We start from the raw sequence: 13341 nt of genomic DNA, 5'->3' as shown, positions 1-13341 counted from the left end.
CATATCACGTAGGTCGGGCGAGCGAAGCGACTCCCGACGGTAAAATCACAACAAAACCCCTCAATATCTCATTCGGCCAATAAAGTAGCATTTGCTGCGTGACTCCCACCGCTGTGGGCACTACGACATCCTACTGGGTAGCGCACCGACTTTACATTGTAGAAAGCCCGACTAGAAATAGTCGGGCTTTTTTACGTCTACAGAAAAGTGAAATTCGCGCAATTAACACACGCTCACATCAACATCCATCTCGTAAGTCGGGCGAGCGTAGCGACTCCCGACGTTAAAATCACAACAAAACCTCAATATCTCAGTCGGCCATTACAGTAGCATTTGCTACGTGACTTTCTACCGCGTAGCGCACCGACCTCACATTGTAGAAAGCCCGACTGAAATGGTCGGGTTTTCTTACCTCAAAATAGCTCACTCAATTAAGCAGATTGGTGTAAGAATATATTTTCAATATCTCTTTTTTAAATTCATTACTTTAACTTTAGAGTTGTGTCTTAATTTTATCGACTCTGCTTAGTTGTTGCTCTAATCTTAATTTATGATCTGCTTAATTATGTAGTTTATAAAAATGTGACAGAACTTGTTTAGGTGAAATTAGAATAATAAGGGCTTAATAATGAGTGAAATTGAAAATCATCCGCATGGTATTTTTTGTTGGTCAGAACTTTGTACGCACAATTGGAAAGACGGTAAGGCGTTTTATACATCATTATTTGATTGGGGACATGAGGATCAACCTATTGGAGAGAACATATACTACACCATGCTACAAAAGCAAGGTGATGATATCGCTGCAATGTACGAAATGCCTAAAGAGCAAATTAGTGCAGAGATACCAAGTTATTGGTTGGCATATATTGCCGTCGATAATGTTGATGATTGTGCGCTAAAAGCGAAAGAGCTAGGTGCTGAAATTATTGCCGGTCCTCATGATGTTATGAATGCAGGTCGCATGCTTATGCTAAAAGATCCAGTAGGCGCAACTGTTGCACTATGGCAGGGGAATGATCATAAAGGTTGTAAGCGCTTAGGTGAATTGAATACGCCTTATTGGCATGAGTTAGCAACAAGAGATAGTAGAGTAAGTAGAGACTTTTACTGTGCTTTACTAGGCTGGGAAAGCGAAATAAAGCCTATGGAAGGGATGGACTACATTTTATTTTTAGTCGATGGACAACCAATTGCCGGTATGCTTGAAATGACAAGTGAATGGCCTGATGATACCCCTGCTCATTGGATGATTTATTTTGCAGTAGAGAGTTGCGATGTAATTGTTAGTAAAGCCGCTAACTTAGGCGGGCAAGTATGTGTTCCTGCAACAGACATCCCCGATGTTGGTCGCTTTAGTGTTATATGCGACCCTCAAGGTGCTGTATTTTCTGTGATCGAATCTGTTATGGGTGACGTTTAAATAGTCACATTAGCTTTAGCGTTAATTTACTCGCTAGTTTGTTATAATACTCGCCAATTAAATCGTCAGAAAGTGCAGAGAACGCAATGGAATTTGAACAAGATAGCAATTTAACCCTCCCTTTATTTCTATTAGATGAATCATTAAGTGATAGAGATTTAGAGCAGCCTGATTTTGAAATATCAATTGGACTTGATGATGAGTTACTTGCTCAAATTTGCCAAAATCCAAGTGAAGATAGCAGTGTAGCTATTACCATTGATAGTTATGAATTACTTATTACTGCCCCTTTGTATTTAAACATATTGAGCCAAGAACATGATGCGCAAATAACATTAACGCATGGGCCTCTTTTAAGTGTTGTTTTGAATACTGAAGGTCAAAAGACATTCGTTTCTCCTCAAATGGATATGATGCCCACCTTCGATTTAGGTGACGAGGACTAATGAAAAAAATAATAATAAGCATATTCGTACTAATTATTCTCAGTGGTTGTGCTTACTTAGGTAATGCACATTACGATGATTTATTTGGGCCTGAGCAAGCGCAAGAGCGTATTGTTCCGCATTCTACCTTAGCTGGCGCTGATTTTTTACAAAACGTAAAACCAGTACTCGATACCCGCTGCGTCGTTTGCCATGGTTGTTATGACGCACCTTGCCAGCTTAAGCTTTCATCTCCAGAAGGTATTGACCGAGGGTTGAGCAAAGAACTGGTTTATGATGGAACTCGATTATTAGCAACGACTCCAAGTCGCTTATTATTTGATGCAACTAATACTCAGCAATGGCGAGAAAAAAACTTTACCCCAGTACTTAATGAACGAGCGCAAACTGAAGAAGCAAATTTAGCCGGAAGTGTTTTATTTAATAGCTTGGTGTTAAAGCAAAGCCATGAACTACCAACAAATGAAGTACTAGATGATGAATTCGACTTTTCTTTAAATCGCGCTCAAACCTGCGCAACCATGGGAGAGTTTGACCGATTAGCAGATGAGCAACCTCATGGCGGCATGCCTTATGGTTTGCCTGGTGTATCACGGGATGAATTCAATCATTTACAGCAATGGCTCAAAACGGGTGGTAAAATGTCGCATATTGCGCCGCCAAGTAAATTCGAGCAAAATAAGATAAAGGGTTGGGAAGCATTTTTAAACCAAGATAGTTTAAAGTATCAGCTATCTGCTCGTTACATTTATGAGCATTGGTTTTTAGCTCATATTTATTTTACGCCTAAAAATCCACAGAGCTTTTTTAAATTAGTCCGTTCAAGCACACCTCCGGGTGAAAAAATAAAGCTAATAAATACGCGCCGCCCATATGATGACCCTAAAGTTAGCCGCGTTTATTATCGTTTTATGCAAGAGCGTACAACAATACTTTCCAAGACGCATTTACCACTTGAGCTTAATGAAGCTAAGTTACTGCGTTTGTATGATCAATTTATTGCGCCAGATTATACCGTTGCGCAAATGCCAAGTTATAAGGCTGAGTCTGCATCTAATCCATTTAAAACATTTGAAGTAATCCCTATTAATTCTAAATATCAATTTATGCTTGATGAAGCAGAGCTGATCATCATGGGGTTTATTAAAGGACCTGTGTGTCGTGGTCAAATTGCCTTGAATGTAATTAATGACCACTTTTGGGTTGCATTCGCTGATCCAGCTAAAGTGGCCACGCCAGCTGTTGGTCAAATGCTGATGCGCCACGAAGAAGCATTAGAGCTACCAGCTGCTGAGGAAAGTAACGCATTACCAATTTCTAACTGGGTAAAATATTCAGCACTAGAGCAAAAATATTTACGAGCTAAAGTTGATCTGGCTAATGATCTGTTTAAGGGGGGGGAGCATCTAACAACTGATTTATTGTGGAAAGGCGACGGGCATAATAAAAATGCGGCACTGACTATTTTTCGTCATTTTGACAGTGCGACTGTTGTAAAAGGTTTTATTGGACAAGAGCCAAAAACAACGTGGGTACTTGATTATGCTTTGTTTGAGCGTATTCATTACTTACTGGTCGCTGGTTTTGATGTGTACGGTAATATAGGCCATCAATTAGTGACGCGTTTGTATATGGACTTTTTACGTTTAGAGGGAGAGCAAAACTTTTTAGCTTTATTACCTGAAAATAAACGCAATCAAATTAAAAAATACTGGTACCGAAAATCACCGCCAAGCTTAGCTAAGTTTTTTAAAAATAATCGCGAATTTAGTCAACCCAGTGGTATTGAGTATAAAACGGATGATCCTCAACACGAGCTTTATGAGTTAATGAAAGAAGCGTTAGCACCTGTGTTAAATGAGCAATATGATTATACTCAAGTGCCTAAAGATCTAAGTGTAATTAACTCTATGCCAGCAAAAGCTGTTAACTTATTACCGCAATTATCTTTTGTATTAGTTAAGCAAACTGATGATAGCCATAAGGCGTACACGATTATCCATCATAATGCGCACTACAATATATCTAGTTTATTAAACGAAGATGGGCAACGTGCTTATGATGAAGATACCGCAACGATTGTTCCTGGCTTTATAGGTGATTATCCAGCAGCTATTTGGTATTTAAATAACGATCAGCAAGTAAATGCTTTTGTCGAGCAATTGCCTATGATGCAAATAGAAGCTGATTATAGAACACTAAAATCTAAGTTTGGTATCCGACGGACTCATCCACAATTTTGGCAATACAGTGATATTTTGCACGACACGGCTAAAAAATATCGTGGTGTTGAATATGGAATGTTTGATTATAACCGTTTAGAAAACAGATAATTAATCTAAACTCTGGTTAAAATATTTACTAACATATTGAACCTAAATAATATTTAAGTGGATTTGTCTCTAGCCAGAGATTTTTAGTGAAAACAAGGCGAGTTATGCGTCAATAGCTCGACTATTGCAAGTAAATTCAACGTAGTTAGCGTTGAAAACAATTGTTTGAGATAGGTTTATTATCCAGAGTTCAGAGCAATTAGATAGCTTCATTTTAGTAGCCCAGCTTTTAAGCTGGGCTTTTTTATTTTATGAGTGTTATATAATACCAATCCACAAAGATAGCTGCGGACGCTTGTTAAGCGTCCTTTATTTTCAATGCTTTAAATGACGAAAACTCACTTGCTAAGTACTTTTGAAATACGTTAATTTATGATTTTAATATTCACATAGGAAGTTAGTGTGCAGTCTATTGTGCAATCAATTCAATTTCAGCAATTCAGTGGCTCTTTACAAGGCCAAGGTCAAAGCAGCTACTGCATCCACAACTTACACTGGCACGTTAACGAAGGTGAGCATTGGTTGCTTCTAGGTGGCAATGGCGCAGGTAAATCAGCATTAACGGCGGCGTTAGTTGGTGAGGCTAAGCATGAAAATGGTCAAAGAGTGTGTACGTTTAAAAAGCTACTGCTTGTTTCATCTGATGCGCAAAAACAGCTATTGAATAAAGAGCTAGAAGAAGAAAAAAATAGCCTAGTAAAAGAGCTTATTATAGATAAAAATTATAATATCGATTTACGTAAGCAGCTTATAAAGCTATTTAAGTTTGATGAACTATTAACTCGACATTTTAGAAAACTTTCAACGGGTGAAACGCGAAAATTTTTATTAATTAAAGCACTTAGCTCAAATGCTGACTTAGTCGTGCTTGACGAGCCTTTTGATGGGCTCGACGTACAATCGTGCCAGCAACTTAATAAAATACTCATAGAGCTTAGCCAAACAATTACTTTTGTTTTTGTACTAAACCGCCTAGACGAAATCCCTTCATTCATTACTCACTATGGCTATGTAAGCCAAGGTTGCTTGTTACATACTTTAGCAAAGCCAGACAGTGAGCAATTGAGTGATTTACTAAAACTACTTCATTTAGAACATACCTCATTGGATGTGCCATCTCCTGATACCGAACAAGAGCAAAAGGCATTCACCGGTAATACCTTAGTTAAATTGAGTAATGCTAAAGTTAGTTACAGTGATGTAAGCATATTCAAAAATCTCAATTGGACTATAGAAAAGCATCAGCATTGGCAGCTCAGTGGAGCGAACGGTTCAGGCAAAACATGCTTATTAAATTTAATAACAGGTGATAACCCACAGTGTTATAACAATGACATTGAAGTGTTCGGTTTTAAACGTGGGACAGGGGAGAGTATTTGGGATATAAAACAGCATATTGGTTTTATATCTAACGCGCTACATATGGATTACCGCGTAAGTATATCGGCTTTAAATACTGTTATATCTGGTTTTTACGATAGCATAGGTTTATATCAAAAACCGAGCGACGCACAAATTAATATTGCTCAACAGTGGCTGGCATTTATTGGTTTAAGTGATAAGCAAAATACCTCATTCACCCAGCTATCGTACGGCGATCAGCGTATGTTGTTAATTGTGCGGGCTATGGTAAAACATCCAACGTTACTTATTTTAGATGAACCTTGCTTAGGCTTAGATGAAGCAAACAGGCAACGTGTACTGCTACTAATAGAGAAAATTTGTGCTGCCAATACAAGTACTGTGATTTATGTAAATCATCATGCGGCAGACAAAATTAAAGGAATAGAGAATTACTTAAAAATGGAAGACTTTCATTAAAAGCTCAGAGAAAGGTTGAGCGGGAATTCACTCAACCCATTTTTATTTTAAAGACGAGTAACGCTAAAGCCTTTATCTCGAAGTTGTTTAAGTAACCCGTGTTTTTCAGGTAAATGCAAAGCGCCTACAGCAATAAATAGCTGCTCGTTTGCTAAACGCGGTGTGAGTTGTTTAACCCAATTATTATTACGGTTAGTTAGCATTACTTGCTCGCTAATTTCACCGTAATTACTGTCATCAAAACTCATGTTGTAGTAATCGGTTAGTGTGTCCATGTCACCGCTTTTCCACGCATTAACTAACTTGATAAAGTAAGTATTAATATCGGCTAGTTGCTCAAAGGTTTCTTCAATCATTTCATTGCTTAGTAGCGCCATACCATCAAACATTTGTAGTTGTTGCTCTAGGGTTTCAAGCTCGCCAATTTTAATATTATGCTCTTTAGCATAACTAAGCACTTGCTTGTCTATACCGGTTTTATCTGAATATCCTGCATTTTGAAATTCAATTTGCATCATAGTCACCATAACAGCCCAAGGCTTTAAGCCATTAAACATAGCAATATCAATCGACTTTTTAGCAAAGTAATCTTTTAGCTTGGTATAATTTTGCTTTGAAAGCTCAGTTTGCAGTGTTTTACCGTCACTTAGCATCATAAATGGCATTGAGCGCTGTTGCATTTCAAGTGGTGTAAGTTTGCTTATATCAACTTCAACAATCACTTCTTTGCTTGCACTAATTGCATCGGTTACATTTTTAGGTAAGCCTTTCATGCTGGCATCACCAACGTGTACAGTGCCAAATAGGTAAGAACTGACGCCATTTTTTTCTATTTTATATAAGGCAGGAGCTGCATAGCTGTTCAGGCTAAATGTTATAAGTAACGCCACAATAAAAAAGTGGCTAACACGGGTAAGAGCATTCATGGTTTGTCCTTAAAATCTCAAAATTAGTAGTGTAAATACTAACCTAAATTTACTTCAGAGGTAACGTTAATATAAACGTTAACGTATTGTTTTCGGTATTACTGGCCGTAATAGTAAAGCCATTTAAGTTACATAAGCTCTGTACAATTGATAATCCTAAACCATGGCGCTGATTATTAGTTCTAGATGAATCTAGCTGATAGAGCGGGTCAAAAATAGCAATTAGCTGTTCACCACTTAGTGGTTTATTTACTTTGTTACTAACAGAGATGATCATGTTTGTGCTGTTATTTACGGCAGTTAATTTAATTGGCGCCTCAGGAAGTCCATAAAATAGTGCGTTATCGATTAAGTTACACAAAATGGTATTTAAACTAAATTCGTCAGCATTAAGTGTAATCTCGTCACTTATTTCGTTATTTAAACGCGTTTTAATAGTTGGGTGCTTAAAGGTCAGCTCATCAATAATTTGATTTACTAAGTTATTTAGAATGATATTTTGCGCATTCAATTGCATAGCACTACTACTTGAGCGCTGCAATAATAAGAGGTTGCTAACAATTGTTTTCATACGCTGTGAAATATTAAGCACATCACTGGTATAGGTATCGCTAATACGTTTATCGTCAGGGTAGCGAATAGCCACCTCTGAGAGGCTTATTAGTTCAGCTATTGGGGTTTTAAGCTCGTGTGCAATGTCGCTTGTTAGGCGTTTTTCATTACTATAGAGTTGCTGATTAACAGTAATAAACTTATTTAGCTCGTTACGTATAGGTTCTATTTCTTCTACTTTAAAGTCGCTTTCTATTGTTTGCGCAACACCGGTAATATCGAGTAACTTAATTTGGTCGTTTAAATTGTGTAGAGGGTGCAGGCCTTTATTTACAATACGTGTCACTAAATAGCGCACACCAAACACACCAAGTACACAGGTTAAAATAAAGACCACATCAATAATAATCAGTACTTTATTAAGTTCGGCTGTCGGCGCTGCGATTGCAAGTGTCATGGTATTAAAAACAGCAGAGTGAGTGGGGTTTCTATCATCTTTTTGGGCTACAAAGTGACTTATAAGTGCGCGACCATCACGCCCGTTAGGAAGCTCGTAATCTATAATTTTAGATTCGTTAATCGGCATTTCTAAAAAAGGCAGGTTAGCATTTTCATAAAGCGCTAATGAGTCCGAGCGCTCAAACACATCACGGCCATGCCATAATTGGTAAAACTCCGTGGCATCGGCTGCTTCATACTCCGACATAAACTCACCAGCAAAATCAAATTCAACCACGTTGTTGTCATCTTCAACTAAGGTTTTTAAGTAGTTAGCTTTATTAGTTAAAGACTGATTGAACTGATCTTCCACCCAAGTATCAACACTTAAATCAACGGTTAAAAATATGGTGAATAAAATAACTGAGATCACGGCGCTAATATTATTAACGAGTTTACGTTTTATTGAGTGATTTTTATTTTGTTGTTGCGACATAACCAAATCCACGTTTATTTTTTATCGGGAGCTCGCCATCAAACTGTCTTACTTTTTTACGTATGGTTGAGATGTGTGCTTCAAGCGCATTTTTAGAGAGCATATCAAACTGACCTACCACCGCTTCACTTATAAGCTCAAGCCCCAATACTCGCTCTGGGGCGTTAAATAAGCATTCTATTATTTTATATTCATTTCGCGTGAGCTCAATGGCATGTTGCTTGTAGTGAAGAGTTTTAAGGGAGAGATCTAATACGCAATCACCTACGGTAAGGGTATTTTGTTGATTTTGCAGTGAACCACGACGAAGTAATGCAAGGACACGAGCATGGAGTTCTTCAAACGAAAATGGCTTAGTTAAATAATCGTCAGCGCCTTTCATAAGGCCGTTAATTTTATCTTGAGGCTCACTTCGTGCCGATAAAATTAGCACACGGCTTTGGCTATTACTGCTGCGCAGTGCTTGTAAAATACTCATGCCATCAACGCTCGGTAGCATTAAATCAAGTACGAGGAGGTCGTAGTTTCCACTTAGTGCCATACTCAACCCTTCTGAGCCATCACCAGTTTCATCTACGGTAAAACCAAGGTTGCTAAGGCCAACTTGCAAGCTGCGTCTTAATGCTTCAGAGTCTTCAATAACGAGGATTTTCATGTTTACTCGGTTTATAAAAATAGCCTTGTTACTTTAACAAGGCTTTATTATCAAGTCACTTGGTTAATGATACCAACCATTTGTATAAGCTAGATTACCTAAGTTCGCATGGGCTAGGGCTTTTTTAACTAGTTGCTCATCGTTTTCACATGGTACAAGCTGGTTATTGCTATACGTATAGGTGGTTGCTGGTTTTTGTGGTTGTAACACCACCACTTTATTATCGTGCATGTAGGCAAAGTTTTTGTCGTATTGCATCATTGCGCGTTGTTTGTTGTCGCTAATTGGCTTTGATAAATCATGACCTATCATAGGGTGCTTACCACTTGCGCCAATTAAAGACAGTAGAGTAACAGGAATATCGAGCTGACTGGCTAGTTGGCTATCTCGTTTATGGGTAATACCTTTACCAAAAATAACGGCCGGAATTTTAAAGTGATCAACCGGTACTAAACTCGCCCCAGATACGCGCGAGTCGTGATCGGCAATAACTATAAATACAGTGTCGTCCCAGTAGCTCGATTTTTTAGCTTTTTCGATAAAGGTGCCTAGTGCGTAATCGGCATACTTGGCAGCATTATTACGAGTTTGTTTTTGTTTATCGTACAGCGTTATTTTATCGTCAGGAAAGTCATACGGACTATGGTTAGAACTTGAGAATATAAGACTAAAAAAGGGTTTGTTTTGATTTTTAAGCTTAGTAAGTTCTATGTTGGCTTGGTCGTACAAGTCTTCGTCTGATGCGCCCCACGAGCCATTAAAGTCTATTTTTTTAAAATTATTTGTATCTACGATACTTTTAAAACCGTTGCCTAAAAAGAAGCTGCGCATGTTATCAAAATGGCTTTCGCCCCCATAAATAAACTGCGTGTTGTAATTTTTCTTCGCTAAAAAATCAGCAATGGTAAAAAAGTCACGCTGTGATTTATCAAGCTTAACAACCGCACGCGAAGGCGTTGGTGTAAATCCTGTAATTACCGCCTCAATACCACGCACTGAACGTGTACCCGTGGCGTATAAATTATCAAACCCCCAGCCTTGTTTATAAAGGGCGTCTATATTAGGTGTAAGTGGTAAACCGCCAAGCGTGCCTACATAACGAGCACCTAAACTTTCTTGTAAAATAATGACTAGATTTTTTGGTTTACCTATATTACTTGCTTCATGAAACGTTTTTGTAGGGGCGGTTACATCACTAAATGTGCCTTGCGTATTTTGCATGTTACTACGCACAATACTAAGTAATTCATCGGTGGGCATTTTACCGTAATAGTCTTGACTCGATTGCTCATTAGAAAGTTGCTTAACTGCAAACGCGACGCTATAAAGTGAGTTAAGGGTTAAGTCGTTAAGTAAGTGATCGGTAGAAAACGAGACCATGGCGGGGTTAAGTGGTCTGTGCCCTAATGAGTTGCGGGCGCCAAAAATAGTTAAGCATACTAAAACAAGCGCTAAAATTGATTGATTTAAGCCTGTTAGTGATGACTGGCTTTGCCATTGATTGCTAAATACTTTACTTGCAAATTTACAGCTTAAAACAAGTGCTATAACAGCAATAAATACTTCTAACTTATAGCCTGAAAAAATCATTTTTGAGACTTCTTTAGGGTAAATTAAATATTCTATAAATAAGCGGTTTGGGCGTAAATCGTACTCGTTTATAAACGTAGGCGTAATCACTTCAAAAAAAACGAGTAAAGCAGACATCGTCACTAAATAAATTTTAATGAGGCCGCGTACTTTATTTTGCCAACCTACGCTTTGCATCATTAAGGTAAGTAGTAATGCAGGCACAATAATGTAGCTTAGAGTGGCTATATCAACTCTTAAACCACCTATAAATATAGACAACCACGCATGCGATCCAAATACACGCTCCCCTTGCCATACACTTAAACCAAAGCGAGCAAGTGTTAAAAAGCTAAGTGCTAAAACAGCAAATACAACAAAAATCCATACAGGGCCAAGTGCATTTTGTACCTTAGGTATTACTTTAAATATTAAACTGGTTATTTTAGGTATAAAAGTTAGCTTTATGCCCATAACACAGCCCACCAAATAAGTGCGGCAATTAGCATAGCTATAAACACGCTTGCAGAGGCAATATCTTTAGCGAGCCCTGAAAGCTCATGGTATTCACTGCCAATTCTATCAACTACAACCTCAACTGCCGTATTTACCAGCTCAGCAAATAATACAAAAAGCAGGCTGGCGACAAGCAGTAATTTATCCCTTAGTGCAATTTCTTGTAGCCACACAAACACACCGAGTAACGAAAACAGTGCTAGCTCTTGTTGAAACGCCGCTTCAAATCGACTCATCCATTTTAAGCCGTTAAAAGAATGGCTTAAGGTAAAAATAAGGCGCATTAAGCCTTGGCGTTTTATAACGGTTTTATTACTCATAGTTTTATTTCGCTTGGTGTTGTTTGGCAGCTAGCAAGTAAATCGAGCGATGCCTGATACGTTTTGCTTTTAATGCCAATTAAATTTAAAAGGGTGTGAAAAATATTGTTGTGTGAGCGTGCAGCAGTGGTGTCTAAATTAGCCAAGCAGGTATTGGTAATGCGCTGATTATGCTCATCAGCCCACATATAAAGAGGAACATGCGTTTGTGTGCTAGGTGCAAAGCTATACGGAAAACCATGTAAATAAGCCCCACCTTCGCCAAGTGATTCGCCATGATCGGAGACATATAAAAACTGTTTATCTATGTTGTTTGGCAGTGCTTTTAATTGCTCAATTACCTGGGCGTTAACAAAGTCGCTGTACGCAATTGTGTTGTCGTAGGTATTAACTAATTCATCGAGTGAGCAGTTTTGAATGTCGCTTCTGTCGCACGTGGGCGTAAATTGCTTAAATTTTTCTGGGTAGCGTTTAAAGTAGGTTGGTCCGTGTGAGCCCATCATGTGTAGGACGATAACGGTATTAGCTTGGCTTAAATTAGCGAGTTTGCGCTTAAGTGGAGCAAGCAATGCTTCATCAAAACAATATTTTCCATCGCAAAGCGCTGATGGGATGGTTGGGATATCAATGTTAACAACACGGGTGCATACGTTTTTACAGCCGCTGTTGTTATCAACCCACAGTACGTCGCTGCCAGCTTGTTGTGCTAAGTCAACCAGATTTTGTTGGTTGTCGGCTGCTAATCGATCAAAGTTGTTTTGTGTTTGCAGTGAAAACATACACGGCACAGACACTGCAGTAGCTGTGCCACAAGACGCCACATTATTAAAATACGTCACATTATGCTTTTGTGTATAAGGGTTGGTGTTGCGCTTATAACCTTGATAAGCAAAGTTTTCTGCTCGTGCGGTTTCGCCAACAACCATAACTGTTACGCTGGTGGTGTTAGGCGCAATAAGAGAGGGTGCTGCATCTATATTTTTAAATTCCATATTGGTATACAGCAGCTGATCGCGCACATATTTATAACCGCTAGAGAGATACTGAAATGGGATGAGTTCTTTTTTCAAAATGCGGTTATTGCGGCCAGTGGCTGCGTAGTCGGCGTAAAAGTTTACGACCACTAAAGCAATTAGCGTTAAGCAGGCAACAATAAGTTTTATACGACTAATTGCTTCTTGGTGAGGGCGGGTAAAGTGTATTTTTACTTTGCTTAATATAAAAACAGGTAGCGCACAAAACAGTAGTAAAAAGCCTATGAGCTGCGGATTTAAATAGCTCAACGCTTCACTTGAGTCTGTTTCAAACGTGTTTTGAATCATCGAATAGTCAAACACGACGCCGTAATTTAATGAGCCGTAAAGTACGGCACTCGAAATTATCAGTAAAAGGTAGTTAATTGGTTTTAGTAACCACCTGACCGACACTATTGAAAAGAAAATAATTAAAAGGCATAACAAAAGCAGTGGCACTGAAAGTAAAAATAGCCATGAAAAAGATGCAAGGGAGGTGATGGCGCTAAACGAACCTTGAATAAAAGGAATGTTTATAACTAAACAGTAATAACAGGCAATTATCACTACAAAGGCATTTGCACTACAGTGAATGTAAAACCGCTTACTACGATTTGGCTTTTTTTGTGCTGGTGTTTGACTAATTACGTTCATATTTAGGCTCGTTTAAAATAACAACGCCATGCTATGCAACAACACTTAAGAGTCGCTTAAGAGAACCTACGCATTACCTGAAGGTGATAAATAATTTTATTTATAAAAATATTCTCAAAAATTAATCAAACCTTAAATAAGGGATATAAGAATAGTGAATTTCTGAGATTAAAATTAGA

General features: G+C 38.3%; 10 protein-coding genes. 4 read left to right on the top strand and 6 right to left on the bottom strand.

The genetic code is table 11. The annotated features are described in order from the left end of the window. Positions 1–628 precede the first annotated feature (628 nt). The 4 genes from P20495_RS05735 to P20495_RS05750 all read left to right on the top strand — a co-directional run bounded on the left by P20495_RS05735 (position 629) and on the right by P20495_RS05750 (position 6023). On the top strand, positions 629–1423 hold the full coding sequence (locus P20495_RS05735; protein WP_008137729.1) for a VOC family protein: 795 nt from the start codon (positions 629–631) through the stop codon (positions 1421–1423). A gap of 86 nt (positions 1424–1509) precedes the next feature. Then, complete coding sequence (locus P20495_RS05740; protein WP_008137727.1) at positions 1510–1869, top strand: hypothetical protein; 360 nt, start codon at positions 1510–1512, stop codon at positions 1867–1869. Beyond that, positions 1869–4202, top strand: a complete 2334-nt coding sequence (locus tag P20495_RS05745) for a fatty acid cis/trans isomerase (protein WP_008137725.1) — start codon at positions 1869–1871, stop codon at positions 4200–4202. The genes P20495_RS05740 and P20495_RS05745 overlap by 1 nt, the downstream gene beginning before the upstream one ends. A 414-nt stretch (positions 4203–4616) precedes the next feature. Beyond that, on the top strand, positions 4617–6023 hold the full coding sequence (locus P20495_RS05750; protein ID WP_033016147.1) for an ATP-binding cassette domain-containing protein: 1407 nt from the start codon (positions 4617–4619) through the stop codon (positions 6021–6023). A 47-nt stretch (positions 6024–6070) separates the two neighbouring features. Here P20495_RS05750 and P20495_RS05755 read toward each other — a convergent pair whose 3' ends face one another. The 6 genes from P20495_RS05755 to P20495_RS05780 form a co-directional block, all read right to left on the bottom strand. Then, entirely contained in the window at positions 6071–6949 is an 879-nt protein-coding gene (locus P20495_RS05755) for a TraB/GumN family protein (RefSeq protein ID WP_008137723.1), read from the bottom strand. Positions 6950–6998: 49 nt separating this feature from the next. Then, positions 6999–8435: a HAMP domain-containing sensor histidine kinase gene (locus P20495_RS05760; protein WP_008137721.1), complete on the bottom strand. Its 1437-nt coding sequence runs from the start codon at positions 8433–8435 to the stop codon at positions 6999–7001. Continuing rightward, a complete protein-coding gene (locus tag P20495_RS05765) occupies positions 8416–9090 on the bottom strand; it encodes a response regulator transcription factor (protein ID WP_007377292.1) in 675 nt (224 codons plus the stop codon). Before P20495_RS05765 ends, P20495_RS05760 begins: the two co-directional genes overlap by 20 nt. Before the next feature lie 63 nt (positions 9091–9153). Then, entirely contained in the window at positions 9154–11133 is a 1980-nt protein-coding gene (locus P20495_RS05770; protein WP_008137718.1) for an LTA synthase family protein, read from the bottom strand. After that, entirely contained in the window at positions 11124–11495 is a 372-nt protein-coding gene (locus tag P20495_RS05775; RefSeq protein WP_008137717.1) for a diacylglycerol kinase, read from the bottom strand. Before P20495_RS05775 ends, P20495_RS05770 begins: the two co-directional genes overlap by 10 nt. Continuing rightward, a complete protein-coding gene (locus P20495_RS05780; RefSeq protein WP_008137715.1) occupies positions 11492–13162 on the bottom strand; it encodes a phosphoethanolamine transferase in 1671 nt (556 codons plus the stop codon). Before P20495_RS05780 ends, P20495_RS05775 begins: the two co-directional genes overlap by 4 nt. Positions 13163–13341: the final 179 nt, after the last annotated feature.

This window comes from Pseudoalteromonas sp. BSi20495 (assembly GCF_000241185.1).
GTDB classification, from domain to species: Bacteria; Pseudomonadota; Gammaproteobacteria; order Enterobacterales; family Alteromonadaceae; genus Pseudoalteromonas; species Pseudoalteromonas fuliginea.
The sequence above is the reverse complement of the archived record's forward strand: the minus strand, read 5'-3'. Positions and strand labels throughout refer to the sequence as shown.